This window comes from Devosia sp., from assembly GCF_028290625.1.
Classification (GTDB): Bacteria; Pseudomonadota; Alphaproteobacteria; order Rhizobiales; family Devosiaceae; genus Devosia.
On the sequence record NZ_JAQGJM010000008.1, the window covers coordinates 302,344 to 322,179 of the forward strand.

Annotated in this window: 18 protein-coding genes; 8 read left to right on the forward strand and 10 right to left on the reverse strand. The window is 62.3% G+C overall.

All coding sequences use genetic code 11. The features are described 5' to 3' along the window. Nucleotides 1–4: 4 nt before the first annotated feature. The 4 genes from JWR51_RS03570 to JWR51_RS03585 all read right to left on the reverse strand — a co-directional run bounded on the left by JWR51_RS03570 (nt 5) and on the right by JWR51_RS03585 (nt 4,337). Nucleotides 5–877: a sugar ABC transporter permease gene (locus tag JWR51_RS03570; RefSeq protein WP_299743743.1), complete on the reverse strand. Its 873-nt coding sequence runs from the start codon at nt 875–877 to the stop codon at nt 5–7. Between the two features lie 202 nt (nt 878–1,079). Beyond that, entirely contained in the window at nt 1,080–2,387 is a 1,308-nt protein-coding gene (locus JWR51_RS03575; protein WP_299743746.1) for a sugar ABC transporter substrate-binding protein, read from the reverse strand. Nucleotides 2,388–2,549: 162 nt separating this feature from the next. After that, nucleotides 2,550–3,503 carry a sugar-binding transcriptional regulator gene (locus JWR51_RS03580; protein WP_299743747.1) on the reverse strand — a complete coding sequence of 318 codons (954 nt, stop codon included), beginning with the start codon at nt 3,501–3,503 and terminating at the stop codon, nt 2,550–2,552. A 69-nt stretch (nt 3,504–3,572) separates the two neighbouring features. Next, nucleotides 3,573–4,337: a FadR/GntR family transcriptional regulator gene (locus JWR51_RS03585; protein ID WP_299743750.1), complete on the reverse strand. Its 765-nt coding sequence runs from the start codon at nt 4,335–4,337 to the stop codon at nt 3,573–3,575. 271 nt (nt 4,338–4,608) lie between these two features. Here JWR51_RS03585 and JWR51_RS03590 point away from each other — a divergent pair, with 271 nt between their 5' ends. The 4 genes from JWR51_RS03590 (at nt 4,609) to mmsB (ending at nt 8,786) form a co-directional block, all read left to right on the forward strand. After that, complete coding sequence (locus JWR51_RS03590; protein WP_299743753.1) at nt 4,609–4,761, forward strand: hypothetical protein; 153 nt, start codon at nt 4,609–4,611, stop codon at nt 4,759–4,761. Between the two features lie 26 nt (nt 4,762–4,787). After that, nucleotides 4,788–5,861 carry a multiple monosaccharide ABC transporter substrate-binding protein gene (gene chvE / locus JWR51_RS03595; protein ID WP_299743755.1) on the forward strand — a complete coding sequence of 358 codons (1,074 nt, stop codon included), beginning with the start codon at nt 4,788–4,790 and terminating at the stop codon, nt 5,859–5,861. A 124-nt stretch (nt 5,862–5,985) separates the two neighbouring features. Beyond that, nucleotides 5,986–7,518, forward strand: a complete 1,533-nt coding sequence (gene mmsA / locus JWR51_RS03600; RefSeq protein ID WP_299743758.1) for a multiple monosaccharide ABC transporter ATP-binding protein — start codon at nt 5,986–5,988, stop codon at nt 7,516–7,518. Further along, nucleotides 7,515–8,786, forward strand: a complete 1,272-nt coding sequence (mmsB, locus tag JWR51_RS03605; RefSeq protein WP_299743759.1) for a multiple monosaccharide ABC transporter permease — start codon at nt 7,515–7,517, stop codon at nt 8,784–8,786. Before mmsA ends, mmsB begins: the two co-directional genes overlap by 4 nt. Nucleotides 8,787–9,070: 284 nt before the next feature. Here mmsB and sseA read toward each other — a convergent pair whose 3' ends face one another. Further along, nucleotides 9,071–9,904, reverse strand: coding sequence for a 3-mercaptopyruvate sulfurtransferase (gene sseA, locus JWR51_RS03610; RefSeq protein ID WP_299743762.1), 834 nt, complete (start codon nt 9,902–9,904; stop codon nt 9,071–9,073). A gap of 65 nt (nt 9,905–9,969) precedes the next feature. Beyond that, entirely contained in the window at nt 9,970–10,569 is a 600-nt protein-coding gene (locus tag JWR51_RS03615; protein WP_299743765.1) for a TetR/AcrR family transcriptional regulator, read from the reverse strand. A gap of 71 nt (nt 10,570–10,640) precedes the next feature. On the opposite strand from JWR51_RS03615, the gene JWR51_RS03620 reads away from it, so the two are divergent. Next, entirely contained in the window at nt 10,641–11,123 is a 483-nt protein-coding gene (locus tag JWR51_RS03620) for a cupin domain-containing protein (RefSeq protein ID WP_299743768.1), read from the forward strand. A 55-nt stretch (nt 11,124–11,178) separates the two neighbouring features. Here the strand turns inward: JWR51_RS03620 and JWR51_RS03625 are convergent, their stop codons facing one another. The 4 genes from JWR51_RS03625 to JWR51_RS03640 all read right to left on the reverse strand — a co-directional run bounded on the left by JWR51_RS03625 (nt 11,179) and on the right by JWR51_RS03640 (nt 15,093). Then, entirely contained in the window at nt 11,179–12,237 is a 1,059-nt protein-coding gene (locus JWR51_RS03625) for an ABC transporter ATP-binding protein (RefSeq protein WP_299743770.1), read from the reverse strand. 3 nt (nt 12,238–12,240) lie between these two features. Continuing rightward, nucleotides 12,241–13,032, reverse strand: coding sequence for an ABC transporter permease subunit (locus JWR51_RS03630; RefSeq protein WP_299743773.1), 792 nt, complete (start codon nt 13,030–13,032; stop codon nt 12,241–12,243). Beyond that, entirely contained in the window at nt 13,029–13,916 is an 888-nt protein-coding gene (locus JWR51_RS03635; protein ID WP_299743775.1) for an ABC transporter permease subunit, read from the reverse strand. Before JWR51_RS03635 ends, JWR51_RS03630 begins: the two co-directional genes overlap by 4 nt. 76 nt (nt 13,917–13,992) lie before the next feature. After that, entirely contained in the window at nt 13,993–15,093 is a 1,101-nt protein-coding gene (locus JWR51_RS03640; RefSeq protein ID WP_299743844.1) for an ABC transporter substrate-binding protein, read from the reverse strand. Nucleotides 15,094–15,757: 664 nt separating this feature from the next. Between JWR51_RS03640 and JWR51_RS03645 the strand changes: the two genes are divergently transcribed. From JWR51_RS03645 to JWR51_RS03655, 3 genes are all read left to right on the forward strand, one after another. Continuing rightward, nucleotides 15,758–17,020 (forward strand): imelysin family protein, encoded by a 1,263-nt coding sequence (locus JWR51_RS03645; RefSeq protein WP_299743778.1) that lies wholly within the window; start codon nt 15,758–15,760, stop codon nt 17,018–17,020. A gap of 233 nt (nt 17,021–17,253) precedes the next feature. Further along, nucleotides 17,254–18,765, forward strand: a complete 1,512-nt coding sequence (locus JWR51_RS03650; RefSeq protein ID WP_299743781.1) for a di-heme oxidoredictase family protein — start codon at nt 17,254–17,256, stop codon at nt 18,763–18,765. Beyond that, nucleotides 18,765–19,835, forward strand: a complete 1,071-nt coding sequence (locus tag JWR51_RS03655) for an imelysin family protein (RefSeq protein ID WP_299743785.1) — start codon at nt 18,765–18,767, stop codon at nt 19,833–19,835. The genes JWR51_RS03650 and JWR51_RS03655 overlap by 1 nt, the downstream gene beginning before the upstream one ends. The last annotated feature ends 1 nt before the right edge of the window (nt 19,836 follow it).

Sequence of the window (19,836 nt, forward strand, 5' to 3'; positions counted from 1 at the left end):
TCTCCTACGCGTCCAGGTTCTTGCCAACGGCGCGCATCAGGAAGAAGGCGACGATGTTGGCGATGATGACGGCGACCACGCCACCGGCCGAGCCGGCGCCGATGTCATTGGAGAGGATACCCGTCCGGAACACCAAGAAGGCGATGTTGGTGGAGGCAAAGCCCGGTCCGCCGCCGGTGGTGACGCGGATTTCGGCGAAGATGCCCAAGAGAAATATGGTCTGGATCAGGATGACGATGGTCACCGCCCGGGACATGTGCGGCATGATGATGTACCAGAACCGGTTGACGGCATTGGCTCCATCCATCTCGGCGGCCTCGCGCTGCTCTTCGGAGAGCGACTGCAGGGCAGTCAGCAGGATCAGCGTGGCGAACGGCAGCCATTGCCAGGCGACGATGATGATGACCGAGAGCAGGGGATATTGTGCGAACCAGTCGATCGGCTTGAGGCCGACGAACCGCATCAGATGCGAGATCAGGCCGTAGTCGGCATGCATGAAGCCGTTCTTCCAGATCAGCGCGGCCACGGGCGGCATGACAAAGAAGGGTGAAATCACCAGAATGCGCAGGATGCCCTGGCCCCAGATCGGCTGGTCGAGCAGCAGCGCAATGAAGGTGCCGCCGATAACGGTGATGATCAGGACGCCGAGCACCAGGATCAAGGTATTGATCAGCGCCTGGACGAAAGACGGATCGCTGATGACGTAAGTGTAGTTCGCGAGGCCGGCGAAGCCCGTCATCATCGGGTTGATCAGCGAGTAGTTCTGGAACGAGAACCACAGCGTCATCACCAGCGGCACGATCATCCAGATGAACAGCAGCACGACTGCCGGTGCCATCATGGTGCGCGCAAGGTTGCGCGTCTGCGCGGTAGCCATCTGCTGATCCTCCCCCGAGGGCCGGTGCGTGGACCGGCATGATTTTGAACTCAGTATTAGTCCGAGTCTGCCCGACTTCTAGAGGGTGCTATTGGCCGGGCAGTCTCTGAACGAAGCGCGGGGCAGCCGCGCCTCGAAAGCTCATATCCCTGGCGGACTGCAGCCGGCTTTGGACCGGCTGCAGTTGCCGTCGGGGGGAGACTTACTTGATGTAGCCGGCGCGGGTCATGTCGCGTGTCGTGGAGTCCTGGGCTTGCTTGAGGGCGTCGTCGGCCGACATCTGGCCGGCGAGGGCTGCCGAGAACAGCTGGCCGACATTGGTGGCAATACCGGCGAACTCAGGAATGGCGGCGAACTGGACGCCGACATAGGGCACCGGCTTGACCGTCGGATGCTGCGGATCGGCCGAGTTGATCGAGTCCAGCGTGGTCTTGGCGAACGGCGCGGCCGCCTGGTATGCTGGGTTGTTGTACAGCGATGTACGAGTGCCCGGGGGCACGTTGGCCCAGCCTTCCTTGGCCGCTACGGTCTCGATATAGGCCTTGTTGGTTGCCCAGTTGATGAACTTCTGGGCAGCGTCGGCATGCTGGCTGCTCTTGGGAACGGCGAGAGCCCAGGTCCACAGCCAGTTGCCACGCTTGCCGAGCCCGGTATCGGGAGCAAGAGCGAAACCGACCTGGTCGGCAACGGTGGATTTGTCACCGATCAGCGCCGAGGCCGCCACCGTGGCGTCGATCCACATGCCGCATTTGCCCTGCTGGAACAGCGTCATGTTTTCGTTGTAGCCGTTGGACGAAGCACCGGCCGGGCCGGCATCGGCCATCAGCGACAGATAGGTGTCGAGCGTGGCTTTCCATTCTGGCTGGTCGAACTGGGGATGCCAGCTCTCGTCGAACCAGCGGGCGCCGAAGGAGTTGGACATGGCGGTCAGGAAGGCCATGTTCTCGCCCCAGCCGGCCTTGCCGCGCAGGCAGATGCCGTTGATGTCATTGGCGCGGTCGGTCATGGCGCGAGCGGCCTTGCCGATGAATTCCCAAGTGGGGGCGTCGGGCATGGTCAGCCCGGCCTTTTCCATCAGGTCCTTGCGGTAATAGACCATCGAGCTTTCGCCATAGAATGGCGACGCATAGAGGGTGCCATCGACCGACAGGGCGCCGCGCATGGCGGGCAGCAGGTCGTCGATATCGAAGCCCGGATCAGCGGCCAGAGCGTCGAGCGGCGTTAGCCAGCCCTGCTTGGCCCAAACCGGCGCTTCGTATGGGCCGATCATCATCACGTCGTACTGGCCGCCATTGGTGGCAATGTCGGTGGTGACGTTCTGGCGCAGCGTGTTTTCTTCAAGCACGACCCAGTTCACGTCGACGCCGCTGGCAGCGGTGAAAGCGGGCGACAGCGCCTGCATGCGGATCATGTCGTCGTTGTTGACGACGGCGATGGTGATGGTTTCGGCCGATGCCGTCCCGACGAGGGCAAGGCTGAGCGCGCCCACGATAAAGGGTGTCAGTTTCATGGATATCCTCCCAGTAACCGAAACGAGCATTTGTTCCGGCGATGGGCAAATACTCACAACTTATGCGTGAGAGTCAAGCGTGCTATGCGCTCATCGCGTGATGTACGTATAGCAGAAAACGTTTCCGAACGCCGGAAATGCTTATCGATACAAGGGGTTGTGCTAAGCTAACAAACCTTCAGCGGTTCGCTCGTCGGTGATCAGTCCGTTAACGAGTCGGCGGTTCAGCGTGGCGCGAATGCCGGGCAATTTTCTGCGCCCCATGGCAATTGCCACGACCAGAGAGCGTTCGCGCGATGGCATCGGGGCGCTGGCGACGCGGTCATTGGTCAGCCCTTCGATCAGCTTGCCATCGGCATCGAAGCACCAGCCGCAGATTTCCCCGACCGCGCCGGCCTTCTGCAAGGCCTTGAGTTCGCTCTCGGTGATGAAGCCATCGAGGAACAGCGGCGCGTCGGGCCCGATATCGCCGATGCCGAGGAACGTGACATTGGCCTTGGCGGCGAGCGCCAGGGTCTCGCGGATCATCGGCTGGGCGTGCAGCAGTTCGCGTTCGCGCGCCGAGGAGGCAATGACGGGCAGGGGCATGGGAAAGCTGCGCGCTTTCACCGTGTCTGCGACGTTGAAAATGACGTTGTAGAACGCGGCCGAGCCGTCCGGCGCGATATTGCCGGTGAGCGACACCACCTTGTGGTGCGGGCATTCCATCGGCTGCAACTGCTCGATGGCGGCCTTGAGCGTACGGCCGGTGCCGACCGCCATAATGATGGGCTCGGGATGGCGCAGCCAGCGCTCGATCTCGGCAGCGGCGGCTTCGGCAACGCCGATCGTGGTCGATTCGCTGGCCGGATCGGACGGCACCACCTCGACCAGGTCGAGCGCGAAACGCGATTTGAGGCGGGCGGCCAAGTCCATGCAGCGCCCGATCGGGTGGTCGAGCCGCACCTTGATCAGGCCTTCGCTGACCGACAGCGATACCAGCCGCTGCGCCGATTGCCGCGAAATGCCGAGCTTGGTGGCGATCTCTTCCTGCGTATTGCCGGCGACGTAATACAGCCAGCCCGCGCGAGCCGCGTCATCCAGCCGGTGGCTGGAACTGTCTTGTCTTGGCGCCATGAACCGGTCCCGCACTTTGCGGCGGATTATTCTGCCATGCAGCGCCAAGCCGCAAGGGCCTTATGGTCGCTACTCGGTGCGCAGGGGGCGGCCGCTCAGCGCAGCTCGGATGTCGCGTTCGGTATCCTTGAGGTGAAAACGCATGGCGTCGGCGGCGGCTCGGCCATTGCCGTCCTTGATGCAATCGAGGATGCGCTGATGGGCGTCGATAGTGTCCTGAATGGTGTGGCCGCGCCGCTCGTGGCCGCGCCGGCTGATATAGAAGCCCTCGCGCAGTGGCTGGGCCATGGCTTCGAACAGATAGCCAAGCACGCGGTTGCCGCTGGCCAGCGCAATGGCTTCATGGAAGCCGACATCGAAACTGTGAAAGCGCAGTTCGACCGCGTCGGTGGGAAGGTCGATGGCGCCATCGGCGGCCTCGCGCATGCCCTGCAACGCGGACTCGATCGCCGCGACACCGGCGCGGGTGGAGTGGCGGGCCGCCAGGGTTGCCGATTGCACTTCGAGCGACAGCCGCACCTCGATCAGGTCGAACAGGCCCTTGGCGTCGTACCGGATCACCGAGGTGAGGAAATCGGCGAAGGCCGAACCGTCGGGCGCGCGCACCAGCGCCTTGCGGCCACGGGCGATTTCCAACAGGCCCCGGCCCTCCAGCATCTTGACCGCCTCGCGGATGGTCAAGCGGCTGACGTCATAACGCGTGGCGAGATCGGCTTCGCTGGGCAGGCTGGTGCCAGGCGTCATCTCGCCCAAAATCAGGCGCGCCAAATCGTCCGCAACAGTGCTGGCGGCACTGTGGGAATCGTGCCGGTCTTCCGGATCGGGTTGTGTCATATCTCCTCCGAGATATCAGATACCTTTTAGTAACGTTACGACTCTTGGTGGTCGATACAGACGGATTCGAGGCATCAATCGGCCGCACCATATCCAGAGCGCCAAAGCGACGCAATCGCCGAAAACGCTGGAATTATGATTAACTTTCGATGCTCGAAAAAAATACCGGAAGCACGTCGAACCCGCTTTACAAGGGTATCTGATTATCCTAAGCAATTGCCCATGGGCTTGGGAGGGCCCCGGCGGGTTTACCGCCGTGCAGGAGGACTTCATGCAAATCAATCTGGTGGCTCGCTCCGGCGTGTCTGCTTGGGCTGTTGCACCGTGGTTTTGCGGTTGTGAAGTCATTAACGAGGCCAGCGGGATTTATGCTGCGGCCTTTCTTCTTCTGTCATCCCCCCAGGATATCCATTCAAGCTTCTGAACTCGAAAGACACAAAGGGAGTCGAGATGAAGGTTCTAAAGACACTTGCTACCGTGCTGGCCGTCGGCGCCATGGCGCTGACTGCATCGACCGCGGTTTTCGCTCAGGACAAGGGCTCGATCGGCATTTCCATGCCGACCAAGTCCTCGCTGCGCTGGATCTCGGACGGTGATGCGCTGGTCAAGGCGCTGACCGAAAAGGGTTACACCGTCGATCTGCAGTACGCAGAAGACGATATCCCGAACCAGCTCTCGCAGGTCGAAAACATGGTCACCAAGGGCGTCAAGGCCCTGGTCATCGCCGCCGTCGATGGTACCACGCTCAGCGCCGTGCTGCAGCAGGCTGCTGATGCCGGCATCAAGGTTGTCGCTTATGACCGCCTGATCCGTGACAGCGCCAACGTTGACCTCTACACCACCTTCGACAACTTCCAGGTGGGCGTGCTCCAGGCCAATTCGCTGCTGACCGGCCTTGGCTACCCTGCAAAGCCCGGCCCGTTCAATATCGAGCTGTTCGGCGGTTCGCCGGATGATAACAACGCGTTCTTCTTCTATGATGGCGCGATGTCGGTTCTGCAGCCGCTGATCGACAAGGGTGACCTGGTCGTGAAGTCCGGCCAGCTCGGCATGGACACCGTTGGTACCCTGCGTTGGGACGGTGCTGTCGCACAGGCCCGCATGGACAACATCCTGTCCGCCAATTACTCGGACGGCTCGCGCGTCGACGCCGTTCTGGCTCCCTATGACGGCCTGAGCCGTGGCATCATCTCGTCGCTGCGCGGCGTTGGTTATGGCACTGCCGATCAGCCTTGGCCGATCATTTCGGGCCAGGATGCCGAAGTACCGTCCATCAAGGCAATCATTGCCGGCGAACAGTACTCGACCATCTACAAGGACACTCGTGAACTGGCTGCCAAGACCGCTGAACTGGTCGACACCCTGCTCACCGGTGGCACCCCTGAAGGCCTCGACACCACCACCTACAACAATGGCGTCAAGGTTGTTCCCTCGATCCTGCTGACCCCGTATGCGGTCGATGCTTCCAACTATCAGAAGCTCGTCGTCGACTCGGGCTACATCAAGGCCGAAGAACTGCAGTAAGCCACACTGAACGACGAGGCCCCGCGGTAACGCGGGGCCTTTTCCCGTCACGTCCATGTGCCTCTATTGTGCCGGGCGAGAATAAGCGCTAAGCGCCGCGCTTGCGTGAAATCGAGAGATAACGATGGAAACGACAATTCTGGAGATGCGCGGCATCACCAAGACTTTCCCCGGCGTCAAGGCGCTGTCGGATGTGAACCTGGATGTGCGCGAGGGCGAAATCCACGCCATCGTGGGCGAAAATGGCGCCGGCAAGTCGACGCTGATGAAGGTTCTGAGCGGGGTCTATCCCGCCGGCAGCTATGACGGCCAGATCATTTATCGCGGCGGCGAAGTTCAGTTCAAGAATATCCGCGACAGCGAACACCAGAACATCGTCATCATCCACCAGGAGCTGGCTCTCGTGCCGCTGCTGTCGATCGCCGAGAACATCTTCCTCGGCAACGAAGTGGCCAAGAACGGCGTGATCAACTGGGACGAAGCCCGGGCTGGAGCGCGCAAGTTGCTCGCCATGGTGGGCCTCAAGGAAGACCCCGACACGCTGATCACGCACATTGGCGTCGGTAAGCAACAACTGGTGGAAATCGCCAAGGCGCTGTCCAAGGAAGTCAAACTGCTGATCCTCGACGAGCCGACCGCGTCGCTGTCGGAAAAGGACAGCACGGCGCTGCTCGAACTGCTGCTGGAATTCAAGAAGCAGGGCATTACCTCGATCCTGATTTCGCACAAGCTGAACGAGATCAAGCGCGTCGCCGACCGCGTCACCGTGATCCGCGATGGCCGCACCATCGAGACCATGGACAAGGCCGATATCAGCGAAGACCGCATTATCACCTCGATGGTGGGCCGCTCGCTGGAAGATCGCTACCCCGACCGCGTGCCCAATATCGGCGAGACGCTGTTCGAGGTGAAGGACTGGTCGGTCTATCATCCGCTGCATGCCGACCGGCAGGTGGTCAAGAATATCGCCCTGCACGTCAACAAGGGCGAAGTCGTCGGCATTGCGGGCCTCATGGGCTCGGGCCGCACCGAATTTGCCATGAGCGTCTTTGGGCGCACCTACGGGCAGAAGATCAGCGGCCAGGTGCTGATGAACGGCAAGGTGGTCGACACCTCCACCGTGCGCCGGGCGGTCGATGCGGGGCTGGCCTATGCCACCGAGGATCGCAAGACCTATGGCCTCAACCTGATCGACCACATCAAGAACAACGTCACCATCGCCAACCTGCCCGGCGTGTCGCGCAATGGCGTGCTCGACGACATGGCCGAGATGAAAGTCGCCAACGACTATCGCAAGGCCACCAATATCCGCTCCTCGAGCGTGCTGCAGCTCACCGGCAACCTGTCGGGCGGCAACCAGCAGAAGGTGGTGCTCTCCAAGTGGTTGTTCTCCGACCCCGAAGTGCTGATCCTGGACGAACCCACGCGCGGCATCGACGTCGGCGCCAAGTATGAAATCTACACGATCATCAACAAGCTGGCGGGCGAGGGGAAGGGCATTCTGGTCATTTCTTCGGAAATGCCCGAGCTGCTGGGGATTTGTGACCGCATCTACGTGATGAACGAAGGCCGCATCGTTGGCGAACTCTCAGGGGATGAGGCCAGCCAGGAAAAGATCATGCGCGCAATCGTGCGTGCAGAAGGAAGAACCGCATGACCACCGAAACCGCACCCACTCCCAGTGAAGTGCCGACCCCAGTGTCGGCGGGCCCATCGGGCCGCTCGATCCTGCAGGCCAACCTGCGCGATTACGGCCTCGTCGTCGCGCTGCTCGCCATCATGGTGTTCTTCCAGATCTTCACGGCCGGCACGATGTTCAAGCCGGTCAACCTGACCAACCTGGTGCTGCAGAACTCCTACATCATCATCATGGCGCTGGGCATGCTGCTGGTCATCGTGGCCGGCCATATCGACCTGTCGGTCGGCTCGGTCTCGGGCTTCATCGGCGCCATCGCGGCCATCCTGATGGTGCAATATCACGTGCCGGCCATTCCGGCGGGCCTGTTGTGCCTGGTGCTGGGCGCCATCATCGGCGCTTCGCAAGGCTATTTCATCGCCTATGTGAAGGTTCCGTCCTTCATCGTGACCCTCGCGGGCATGCTGGTGTTCAAGGGCCTGTCGCTGGCGGTGCTCGGCGGCAAGTCGGTGGGCCCGTTCCCCACCGAATTCCAGCTGCTCAGCGCCGGCTTCATTCCCGATGTCATTGGCCCGATCACGCTGGTCGCGCCGAAGCTCGATGCCGCCGGCAAGGCAATTGTGGGCAGCAGCATCGTGCTGCATTCTACCACGATGGTCATCGGCATCCTGATCGTGCTGGCCATGGTGTTCTCCAGCCTGCGCACCCGGGCCCGTCGCCGCAGCCATGGCTACGACTCCGAGCCGTTCCCGCTCTTCGTGGTCAAGACCGCGATCATCGCGGGCCTCGTGCTCTACATCACCTATCTGGTGGCCTCCTATAAGGGCCTGCCGAATGTGCTGATCGTGATGTCGATCCTGATCGCTTTCTTCGTGTTCATGACCAAGCGCATGACCATCGGCCGCCGCATCTATGCGCTGGGCGGCAATCCCAAGGCGGCGCAGCTTTCGGGCATCAAGACCGAGCGGCTGACCTTCTACGTGTTCACCATCATGGGTGCGCTGGCGGCATTGGCCGGGTTGATTTTCGCGGCGCGCCTCAACACCGCGACGCCCAAGGCCGGCCAGGGTTTCGAGCTCGACGTGATCGCTGCCGTGTTCATCGGCGGCGCCTCGGCGCTGGGCGGTGTGGGCCAGGTCGCGGGCGCGGTGATCGGCGCCTTCATCCTCGGCGTGATGAACAACGGCATGTCGATCCTGGGCATCAACATCGATCTGCAGCAGATGATCAAGGGCGTCGTCCTGCTCGGCGCCGTGGTGTTCGATCTGTACAATAAGAACAAGGCCTAATCGGTTTTCGATCGGGAGTTTATGAATCCGCCGCGATCGCACGATCGCGGCGGATTTGTTTTGAGGGGGGTGTTTTGAGACGCCTCCTCTGGAGGCCCGTGTCCTGAGACACGGTATTTACCCCACCCACCGCCCTTCCCGCGGACTTGATCCGCGGGCCACTAACCACTCACGCCGCGCTGCGAGGGGCCCGCGGATCAAGTCCGCGGGAAGGGCGAGTTTGGGGAGGATGTGGTGATTAGCGGCAAACGTGGCGGTTCATATCTCGAATGCCGCCTACGCCTTCACATCTCAACCTCAGCGTCCTTCCGTCCACCCCACTCCGTCCATGACCCATCATAGACTGCGACCTGCCTGGCGCCGCTGAGTTCCAGCGCCAAAGCCAGGCTTGCCGCCGTCAGGCCAGAGCCGCAGCTGGTGATGATGGGCTTGTTGAGGTCCAGCTTCTGCTCGGCAAACAGCGCCTGCAGCTCTGCCACCGGCTTCATCTTGCCGTCCACCGTCAGCGACCCCACCGGAACATTGACGCTGCCGGGGATGTGGCCGCCACGCAGGCCAGCGCGGGGCTCGGGCACTTCGGCTGTGAAGCGGCCGGCGGCGCGTGCATCGGCGATCTGGGCGGCGTGATCCTTGCTGCGATCGCGCACGGTGTCGAAATCAACGACGCGCGCGGGATCGAAGCTGGTGCGGAAGCTCGCTGCCGGGCGCGATACTGCGCCGGCCTCGATGGCCCGGCGTTCAGCCCGCCATTTCGGCCCGCCGCCCTCGAGAATGCGAACATCCGTCGCGCCCATGGTCTTGAGCGTCCACCACACGCGCGGCGCGCTGAACAGGCCCACCTCGTCATAGACGACGATGGTCATGTCCTCGCCAATGCCCAGCGCGCCGGCCATGCGGGCGAAGTCATTGGGCGAGGGCAGCATGTGCGGCAGGTCGGTGCTGGTATCGGCCACGGCATCGATATCGAAGAACACCGCGCCCGGAATGTGCCCGGCGAGATATTCGGCATGTGGATCGCGATTGGCCGCCGGCATGTGCCAGGAACCGTCAAGCACAACGAGATTGGGATCGCTCAGGTGCTGGGCCAGCCAGTCGGTGGTGACGAAGGGATTGTTCATGGCGGCTCCTGCGATGCGGTTATGCGGCGGCGAAGATGGCGCGACCGCGGAAGCGGGTCAATGCGCTAACGCATATCCCGGAGCGCAGCGGTCAGAACGGCGCGCGCAGTCCACTGCACGAGGGACCGCGTGCCCGCGTCATCGAGCCCGCACACATCCTTGGCGACGATCACCGTCTCGATGCCGGTCAGCAGCGCCAGCGCATGGGTCAGCCGATCGACCAGCGCCTTAGGGATGCGCGTTGTATCGGAACCATAGGCATCGTGTAGCCAGCGAATGCGGCGGGCCCCGCGGCCCTGGCGATCGTCACCGGCGACGACCCCTTTGAGATAGGTGCGGAACAGAGCCTCGTTGGCCAGCACCATATCGACAATGGCGGCGACGGCGACGTCCACGCGCTCCTCCAGGCCATCGGCGTCCTGGGCGTTTTGGGCCAGTTGCAGGCCCTCGACCTGAACGGCAATGCCATCGAGCACCGCCTCCTGCAACAAGGTGTCTATGCTGGAGTAATAGCGATAGGCGGTCGCCCGCGAAATGGCGGCGTGATCGGCCACTTCCTGCAATGTCGGCTCCCGGCCAGCGCCTAACATTTCTCGGGCCGCCAGGAGCAGAGCATTACGGGTCCGCTGTTTTTGCTGGACGCGGCCAACATCGGCTTGACTCATTCTATCGCGTTCCTTATGAGACAGAAATCTCATAACGAGATTCAATTCGCACAAACTTATAGGATACGATCATGACTTTGCAAGCTACGTCTGCCCAAATCAACGGCCGGCCCAATGTCGTCCATCTCCTGGGCAATCTCATACAGTTCAAGGCCGTCGGCGCCGCGACCGGCAATGCCTATTCGCTGGTGGAAGTGACCACGGCGCCGGGCGCCGGCACTCCGCCGCATTTTCAGAAGGAAGACGATGAAGCCTTCTTCGTGCTCGAGGGGAGCTACGAGTTCATGCACAATGGCCAAACCATCAAGGGAGTGCCGGGAACTTACGTGTTCATCAAACGCGGTGAGCCGCATGCATTCCGCAATACCGGCACGGCCCCGGCGAAGATGCTGATCATCAATTCGCCAGGTGGGCTGCACGAAAACTTCTTCCTCGAAGCTGGTGACCCGATTGCCGTCGGCGCAGGTTTTCCCGCTCCCGCCGCGCCCGACATGCCCCGTTTGGGCGCCGCCGCCGCGCGCTATGGCATCGAGTTCTTGCCACCGCAGGCATAGGATGAAGCGAAATCGTCGGTGTGGGCACGGGTGCCACACCGACGATATTTCCAGTCTAAAGGATCAGCAGATCCTTGCTCGCGAGGCTCACCGTGATGGCATCGCCGCGCGCGGGAGGGGCGGTACGCTGGTCGTTGAAGGTATCGAGACTGATGATGTTCTTGCCCAGGGCGACCCGCACGCGGATCACCGAGCCCAGGAAAGTGACATCGGATACCGTGCCCGTCAGCGCGATGTCGGAGCCGGCGCGTTCGCCGACCGACAGCACTTCGGGGCGCAGGGTCAGCGATATCGGTGCGTTGTCCTTGGCGCCTGACGGCAAGCTCGGCAGGGTCACGGTCTGGCCATCAATATTGACTTGATGATTGGCGGCGCTCGCCACCGTCGCCTCGATGGTATTGAGGTGACCCACGAAGGTCGCCACGAACCGGGTCGCGGGCTTGTTGTAGATTTCGTGCGGGGCGCCGAGCTGGTCGATATTGCCGGCATTCATCACCACGACGCGGTCGGAGATCGACAGCGCTTCTTCCTGATCATGCGTCACGAAAATCGTGGTGATGCCCAGGTCGAGCTGGATGGCGCGGATCTCCTCGCGCAGCGACACGCGGATCTTGGCGTCGAGCGCCGAAAGCGGCTCGTCGAGCAGCAGCATGCGGGGGCGGGGCGCGATGGCGCGGGCCAGAGCCACGCGCTGCTGCTGGCCACCGGACATTTCATAAGGATAGCGCTTCTCGAAGCCGGGTAGGCCGATCAGCTTGAGCATCTCTTCGACCCGGGCGCGGCGCTGCTCGGCCGGCATGCCGGCGATCTTGAGGCCGAAGGCGATATTGTCGCCGACGTTCAGGTTCGGGAACAGCGCATAGGCCTGGAACACCATGCCGAGCTGGCGCTGGTTGGGCTTGAGATGGGTAATGTCCTGCCCATCGACTGTGATCGAGCCGCTGGTTGGGTTCTCGAAGCCGGCGATCATGCGCAGGATGGTGGTCTTGCCGCAGCCCGACGGGCCGAGCAGCGAGACGAACTCACCCTTGTTGAAGGTGAAATTGACGCCCTTGACCACCGTGGTGGTGCCGAAGCTTTTGACGAGGTTGTCGACGCGAAGGAATTCGGCCATGGGTCAGTCCGTCCGGGCGGAAGTGCGGGGGGCAAAGCGCGAGAGCAGGTTGATCATGCTCATGGCGCCCCAGGTGATGATGAAGGAGATGATGGCGAGCGCCGCCGGCTCATAGGCCCGGTTGGCGCCGATATTCTGCAAGTACGGTCCAAACGCCGGCCGGTTGAGGAGGCTGGCGATAGTGAATTCGCCGATGACGATGGCGAAGGTCAGGAAGGCGCCCGACAGCACCGCGACCAGGATATTGGGCAGGATGATGCGGCCGATGATCTGGGGAGTGCTGGCCCCGGCGATCTGGGCCGCCTCAGTCAGGGTCTGCACATCGATGGTGCGCATGCCGGTATCGACGGCACGATACATATAAGGCAGGGCCAGGGTGACATAGGCGAAGGTCAGCAGGATATCGGTGCCCACGGCGCTGCCGGTAAACGGAATGATCGAGCTGGAATTGTAGAGCCGGATATAGCCATAGACCAGGATGATCGCCGGGATGATCAGCGGCAGCAAGGTCAGGAATTCCACGTAGGGCCGCAGCCAGGCCATACGCAGGCGCACGAAGTAAACCGCCGGCACCACGACCAGGATGCCGACGATAATCGACAGCAGGCCAATCACCGCCGAATAGGTGAAGGTCTGCTGGAATTTGGGGTCGGAGAACACGGAGGCGTAGCTGTCGAAACTGTAATAGCCGCGCCGCATGCGCAGCGAAAACTCGAAGGTGGCGATCAGCGGGATCAGGAAATAGGCGGCGCCGATGCCAAAGACCAGCCAGGCCCAGAAGCGGGATTGTTTCATTTCAGCCACCTCTCGGCGCGCGAACTGATGACAAGGTAGATGACGTTGGCGAAGCCGGTAATCAGGATCATGCCGACGGCAAGTGCGGCGCCAAGGCCGGGGTTCTGCAGGGCATCGCCGCGAATCTGCGCATAGAGCAGGATGGGCACGATGTTCAGCGACGAGCCGGTCAGCGCGTACGCCGTGGCGATCGCGCCGAAGGCATTGGCGAACAGCAGCGACAGTGTGCCGAGGAAACTGGGCCACAGGATGGGCAGGCCGACATAGCGCCAGAACTGCCATGGAGTGGCGCCCAGCGTCGAGGCGGCTTCGCTCCATTCCTTCTTCAGCCCGTCGATCGCCGGGGCGATGATCAGGATCATCAGCGGGATCTGGAAGTAGAGATAGGTGATGGTCAGGCCCCAGAAGCTCAGCAGGTTGAAGCCGGCCTTGTAGATGTCGATGCCGAAGACGAATTTGAGGATGACGGTCGCCAATCCGAGGCGCCCAAGGGTCGAGATGAAGGCGAAGGCCAGCGGCACGCCGGCGAAGTTGGAGGCGACGCCCGAAAACGTCATGACTGCGGCGCGCAGGCCAGAAGGCAGCTTGCCTCGGATCAGCGCCAGGGCGATAGCCAACCCGATCAGCGCGCCCAAAATGGCCGAGGCGCCGGAAATGCGAATGGAAATCCAGTAGGCGGCGACGATCTGCGGCGTGCCGAGGCCGGCGAAATTGGCCAGCGTGAAGCCGCCCTGCTCATCGACGAAAGCGGCACCGACGAGATAGAGCGTCGGCAGGATCAGGAACATGATGGCAAAGACGATGAATGGCGCGACCCCGAGCCATTCAAACGATAGAGCGCGCTTTTTGCCCGGCGCGGTCGTGCCGGTATCCAGTGTGGTCATGCTGTCCTCGTACCCCCGGAGGATTTTGCTCTCTCGCCCGAACCGATGGGTGAGAGAGCGTTTTGTCGTCTAAAGCTTACTGAACGTTGGCGCCGACAGCGGCGTCCCACTGACCGGTGATGACGGTCTTGGCGGCGTTCTGTTCGTCGATGGTCGGGAACACAGCCTTGGCATAGCCTTCTGCCGGCGGCAGCGCGTCAAGCATGTCCTGCGGGATCGAGCCCTTGGCAGCCAGATCGTTGAAGCGGATCGGGTGGCAATAGCCCTTCAGCCAGCCGAGCTGACCTTCGTCCGAATAGAGGTATTCCATCCACAGCTTGGCAGCATTCGGATGGGGTGCGTAGGCGGAGATGGCCTGGATATAGACACCGGCGACGACGCCAGTGGCGGGAACGACGATCTCGGCTGCCGGGTTGCCGGCGAAGCTATCGCGCCAAGCTAGCAGGTTATAGTCCCAGGCGACGACGATCGGGGTGGTGCCCTGAGCCAGCGATGCGGACTTGCCGATCACGGGAACGAAGTTGCCGGCCTTGTTCAGGTCGCCAAAGAACTTGAGGCCCGCGTCAGCCGCACCAGCGGCGTCGGCACCGGTCGAAAGGCCGGCAGCGTAGACGGACTGGATGGCCTGAGAAGACGCACGCGGATCACCGGCGAGGGCGACGGCGTTGGCGTATTCCGGCTTGGCCAGATCGGCCCAGTCGGTTGGCATGGTGGTCACGATGTCCTTGTTCACCAGGAACGCCATGACGCCGTAATAGTCGCCATACCAGAAGCCATCGGCGTCCTTGGCGTCAGCCGGGATCGAGTCCCAGGTCGAAACCTTGTAAGCCTGGATCAGGCCATCGGCCTTGGCCTGCGGGCCAAAAGCCAGACCAACGTCGATCACGTCGGGAGCCTGCGGGCCGGTATTGCCCTGGTTTGCCTTGATGGCTTCGATTTCGTCGGCCGAGCCGGCATCGGGGTTCAGTTCGTTGACGGTGATGCCCGGATACTTGGCCTTGAAGCCTTCGATCACGGCGCCATAGCCGCACCAGTCATGCGGCAGCGCGATGGTGGTCAGCTGGCCTTCAGCCTTGGCGGCGTCGTAGAGTGCAGTCAGATCGGCCTGGGCAAACGCCGGAGCGCTTACTGCCATCACGGTGAGCATCGATACCGATGCCGCGAGCGCCTTCTTCATGATCATGTTCAGTCTCCCTGATTTTTTGACTTGCCTCACGCTATCCGTGCCGACAGGTCGGAACGGGGCGCCAGGCGGGTAGATTTGTCGCAAGTCCGGCGAATGTGGTGCCCCGTTTCGCCGGTCACACGCCATGGCCCCGTCTCCGGAGCGCTGGCGAAGTGCCGGTGAAGTAATGAGGCGACATGACAGTTGAATGACGGAGCAAAACGGCCCTCAGGACCGTTTCAGCGGGCTATGCGCACCGCTGCGACCGGTTCGTTCGACTGTCTGTGTGGTCCATGAGCATCCCCCCGATTGCAATTGTGACAGTGCATGTTTGGATGAACTTAGTCCAGATGGTCAAAAATTGGTGCTGCAACGTTGCGAGAGGCAATTACGACACTTTACCCATGACAGAACGAAACGTCGGACTCCGTCATATGGAATTTTTGGAAACTTGCCGTGAGCGCGCGAGGGAATCGCAATGGACAGAGGCAAGCATCGGAAACCGCACAGGTTTTTTATCGCGAGCTAAGCGATGCATATCAATGTGCAGTTTAGACCTCTTCTAAACTACTGGAATTGTTATTGATTTTATAAGTTGATATTGATAGTCCGCTTTGGATCGTCGCGTCCCATGCCAGTGGCCCGCGCAGAAATTAATCCTCTGGAGGAATTTTCCATGGTCCTGACCGGCACCAAAGCGCTCAAGCGCTTCGCCCTGGTTCTCACACTGTCCGTCGCGCCCGTTGCTGCCTTCGCGCAGGCGCCGGCCGATGCCGATGTGTTGACCAATTATGCCAACATTGCCGAAGCCGGTTATGGCGATGCGCTGAGCACCGCCAAGGCGCTGGAAGCAGCCGTCGATGCGCTGATCGCGACACCCAGCGAGGCTACGCTGACCGCCGCCCGCGACGCCTGGAAGGCCGCCCGCATTCCCTACCAGCAGACCGAGGCGTTCCGCTTCGGCAACCCGATCGTCGACGATTGGGAGGGCAAGGTGAATGCCTGGCCGCTCGATGAAGGCCTGATCGACTATGTCGACGCCAGCTACGGCACCGAAAGCGACAGCAATGCGCTCTATGTCGCCAATATCATCGCCAATCCGAAGATCACCGTCGACGGCAAGGAAATCGACGCCACCGAGATTACCCCGGCGCTGCTGCAGGATAGCCTGCAGGAAGCCGCTGGCGTCGAGTCCAATGTGGCAACCGGCTACCACGCCATCGAATTCCTGCTCTGGGGCCAGGACTTGCACGGCACCGGTCCGGGCGCCGGCGAGCGCCCCTATACCGATTACTCGACCGCCGAGCATGCCGACCGCCGCGCCGCCTATCTGAAGGCTGCGACGACGCTTTTGGTCACCGACCTGGAAGAAATGGTCGGCGATTGGGCAGAGGGCGGCGCTGCCCGCGAAGCCAGCCCGGGCCTGGGTATCGCCTCGATCCTGACCGGCATGGGCTCGCTGTCCTATGGCGAAGTGGCCGGCGAGCGCATGAAGCTGGGCCTGCTGCTGCACGATCCCGAGGAAGAGCACGATTGCTTCTCCGACAACACCCATGTGTCGCATCTCAATGACGGCATCGGCGTGCGCAATGTCTATCTGGGCAAGTATACCCGCGTGGACGGCTCGGTCGTCGAAGGCGCGTCGCTGTCGCAACTCGTGGCCGCCAAGGACCCGGCGCTGGACACCGAAATCAAGGCGCTGCTCGACGACACAGTGGTCAAGCTGACCGCCATCGCCACCCGCGCCGAAAATGGCGAGGCCTATGACCAGCAGATCGCCGAAGGCAATGTCGAAGGCAATGCCACCGTACAGGCCGGCATCGACGCGCTGATCGCCCAGACCCGCGGCATTGAACGCGCCGTGGCGCTGCTGCAGCTCGACAACGTCACCATCGAAGACAGCGACAGCCTGTCGAACCCGGATTCGGTGTTCGAGTAACTGACAAAGCGTGGGTGGGGAAACACCCCGACCCTGTCCCTCCCCCTCGAGGGGGAGGAGACGATGAACCGCTTGGACAGAGTTGGTGGCTACAAAGGTTGATTGAGAGGGTCTCCTCCCCAGGTCCGGGGGAGGGACAGGGTGGGGGCAAACCTAACCATGCTGCGACATCGCCGCAGCCAAACTGCCATGAACGGCTTGAGTTCACCGGCAAAACGCTTAAAGCAGCACCCATGAAAATCGGCCTGACCCTCACCCTCGTCGCGCTCCTCGCCAGCGGCATTGCCTTCGCGCAGGACAAGGTCAATGTCCGCACCGACCTGAGCCCCGAAGACCTCGCCCGCGTCCTCCGCGTCACCGCGCCGACCACGGATTTCTCCAAGCCCGAAGCTTCGGAAAACCTGCAGGCGGGCAAGGGCACGACCAAATTCACGGTCAATGCCGACTCGTTCTCCCATTTCATGGATAATCTGAGCTTTGAGCAGGAAGAAACCTTCAAGCTCGGCAATGCGCTGTTCCGCAAGATCTGGGTCTCCTCGCCGTCCTCGACGCAGGCATCGGATGGGCTGGGCCCGCTGTTCAACGCGCGCGGCTGCCAGAGCTGCCATCTCAAGGACGGTCGCGGACATCCGCCGACCATCGGCAATGACGGCGTCTCGATGTTCCTCCGCCTCTCGGTGCCGCCCGGGGAGCATGACACGCGCCTGGCCATGGACGGCGTCATCGCGGGCGAGGTGGGCGACGCTACCTATGGCACCCAATTGCAGGATTTCGCCGTGCCCGGCCTCAAGGCTGAGGGCCGCATGGTGATCGACTATACCGATCTGCCGGCAACGCTGGGCGATGGCACCGTGGTGACCCTCCAGAACCCGCATTATTCCGTCGCCGACCTCAACTACGGTCCGATGGCGCCCGATGTCATGCTGTCGCCCCGCGTGGCGCCGCCGATGATCGGGCTGGGGCTGGTCGAGCAGATTCCGGCCGCCGATATCCTCGCCCATGCCGATCCCGAAGACCTTGATGGCGACGGCATTTCCGGCAAGGCGAACTGGACCATCGATCCCGTCAGCAATACGGTGATGCTCGGCCGCTTCGGCTGGAAAGCTGGTATGGCAACAGTGCGTAGCCAATCGGCGGGGGCCTTTGCAGGCGACATCGGCATTTCGACGCCCATCAACAATCTGCCGCATGGCGATTGCACCGAAGGCCAGCCCGAATGCCTTGCCATGCCCACCGGCGAGCAGGCGCGGCTGGGTGTGTCGGAAGCGCCAGACCCGGTTATGGACCTCGTCACATTCTATTCGCAAACCCTCGGCGTGCCCGAGCGGCGCAATGTCGGCGATGCGGCGGTGCTGCGCGGCAAGGCGGCGTTCTACGGCGCCGGCTGCGCCTCCTGCCACATGCCCAAATTCGTCACCAGCCGCGACGCGCCCGAAAAAATCCACCAGTTCCAGCTCATTTGGCCCTATTCGGATTTTCTGCTGCACGACATGGGCGAGGGCCTTGCCGACAACCGCCCCGAGGGGCAGGCCGATGGCTACGAATGGCGCACACCGCCGCTCTGGGGCATCGGGCTGACGCAGACAGTTTCGGCGCATACGCAGTTCCTGCATGATGGCCGCGCGCGCAATCTGACCGAAGCCATCCTGTGGCACGGCGGCGAGGGTCAGAAGGCGCGCGACGCCTTTGCCGAGCTGCCCAAGGCCACCCGCGATGACCTCATCGCCTTCCTGGAGTCGCTGTGATGCGGATTGTGCTGGCTCTGCTTTTCGCGTTGAGCGCCGGCCCGGCCATGGCGCAATTGTCGACGTCGCCCGGCGAGGTGATGCGCGGCGCGGTCAACAACTTCATCCGCCCGGCGATGACCGATTTCGGCGGCAAGGCCGATGCACTGAGCACTGCCGTGGCCCAACTTTGCGCCACGCCATCGCAAGCCAATCTGAGCGCCGTCGACACCGCCTTTGCTAATACCGCGCTCGCGTTCGGCCGGATCGAAGCGATCCGCGTCGGACCGATCATGGAGGAAAACCGCTCCGAGCGTCTGCTGTTCTGGCCCGACCGCAAGGGTATCGCCCTCAAGCAAGTGCAGGCCATTCTGTCGAGCCAGGACGAGAGTGCGACCTCGCCGGATACTCTGCGCAGCAAGAGCGTGGCCGTGCAGGGGCTGACGGCGCTGGAATTCGTGCTTTACGGCATCGGATTCGACACGCTGAAAACCGCCGATGGCGCCTTCCGGTGCCAGTACGGCTCGGCCATTGCCCAGAGCGTTGCCGGCGTCGCCAATGAACTGGTTGCCGCCTGGAATGCCGAGGACGGCATTGCGCTGCACCTGATGAAGCCGGACGCCACGTTCACCGATTTCCGCACGCCCATCGAGGCGCAGGAGGAGCTGGTCGGCATCCTGTCGCATGGCATCGAGGCGGTGCGCGATACGCGGCTCAATCCATTCCTCGCCAAGGGCGATGCCACCGCCAAGCCCAAGCTGGCGCTGTTCTGGCGCTCCGGCCTGACCGTGCCGATGATCCGCGCCAATATCGATGGCCTGCAATCGCTGTTCGCGCTCTCCGGCATCAGCGGCGGCGTGCCAAACGACAAGGCGGATTTGCCAATCGCCATCGCCGCCGAGTTCGCCAATGCCGATGTCGCGCTGGACCTCGTAACCGAACCTGTCGAAGCCGCTGTCGCCGATCCCACCCAGGCGCAGGCTTTGGCCGACGTCGTCACCGCGACCCAACAGCTTGGCGTGCTGATCGGCGAGCAACTCTCCGCCGCGCTGGGGCTGAGCGTCGGATTTTCCTCCCTAGACGGAGATTGAC

What these genes read in the sequence shown, in the direction of transcription:
- JWR51_RS03585 (WP_299743750.1), bottom strand. Translation starts at nt 4,337, where the DNA reads ATGACACAACCCGATCCGGAAGACCGGCACGATTCCCACAGTGCCGCC.
- JWR51_RS03625 (WP_299743770.1), bottom strand. Translation starts at nt 12,237, where the DNA reads ATGGCCGAATTCCTTCGCGTCGACAACCTCGTCAAAAGCTTCGGCACC.
- JWR51_RS03640 (WP_299743844.1), bottom strand. Translation starts at nt 15,093, where the DNA reads ATGAAGAAGGCGCTCGCGGCATCGGTATCGATGCTCACCGTGATGGCA.
- JWR51_RS03570 (WP_299743743.1), bottom strand. Translation starts at nt 877, where the DNA reads ATGGCTACCGCGCAGACGCGCAACCTTGCGCGCACCATGATGGCACCG.
- chvE (WP_299743755.1), top strand. Translation starts at nt 4,788, where the DNA reads ATGAAGGTTCTAAAGACACTTGCTACCGTGCTGGCCGTCGGCGCCATG.
- JWR51_RS03630 (WP_299743773.1), bottom strand. Translation starts at nt 13,032, where the DNA reads ATGAAACAATCCCGCTTCTGGGCCTGGCTGGTCTTTGGCATCGGCGCC.
- mmsB (WP_299743759.1), top strand. Translation starts at nt 7,515, where the DNA reads ATGACCACCGAAACCGCACCCACTCCCAGTGAAGTGCCGACCCCAGTG.
- JWR51_RS03590 (WP_299743753.1), top strand. Translation starts at nt 4,609, where the DNA reads ATGCAAATCAATCTGGTGGCTCGCTCCGGCGTGTCTGCTTGGGCTGTT.
- JWR51_RS03645 (WP_299743778.1), top strand. Translation starts at nt 15,758, where the DNA reads ATGGTCCTGACCGGCACCAAAGCGCTCAAGCGCTTCGCCCTGGTTCTC.
- JWR51_RS03580 (WP_299743747.1), bottom strand. Translation starts at nt 3,503, where the DNA reads ATGGCGCCAAGACAAGACAGTTCCAGCCACCGGCTGGATGACGCGGCT.
- JWR51_RS03650 (WP_299743781.1), top strand. Translation starts at nt 17,254, where the DNA reads ATGAAAATCGGCCTGACCCTCACCCTCGTCGCGCTCCTCGCCAGCGGC.
- JWR51_RS03635 (WP_299743775.1), bottom strand. Translation starts at nt 13,916, where the DNA reads ATGACCACACTGGATACCGGCACGACCGCGCCGGGCAAAAAGCGCGCT.
- JWR51_RS03620 (WP_299743768.1), top strand. Translation starts at nt 10,641, where the DNA reads ATGACTTTGCAAGCTACGTCTGCCCAAATCAACGGCCGGCCCAATGTC.
- JWR51_RS03655 (WP_299743785.1), top strand. Translation starts at nt 18,765, where the DNA reads ATGCGGATTGTGCTGGCTCTGCTTTTCGCGTTGAGCGCCGGCCCGGCC.
- JWR51_RS03575 (WP_299743746.1), bottom strand. Translation starts at nt 2,387, where the DNA reads ATGAAACTGACACCCTTTATCGTGGGCGCGCTCAGCCTTGCCCTCGTC.
- JWR51_RS03615 (WP_299743765.1), bottom strand. Translation starts at nt 10,569, where the DNA reads ATGAGTCAAGCCGATGTTGGCCGCGTCCAGCAAAAACAGCGGACCCGT.
- mmsA (WP_299743758.1), top strand. Translation starts at nt 5,986, where the DNA reads ATGGAAACGACAATTCTGGAGATGCGCGGCATCACCAAGACTTTCCCC.
- sseA (WP_299743762.1), bottom strand. Translation starts at nt 9,904, where the DNA reads ATGAACAATCCCTTCGTCACCACCGACTGGCTGGCCCAGCACCTGAGC.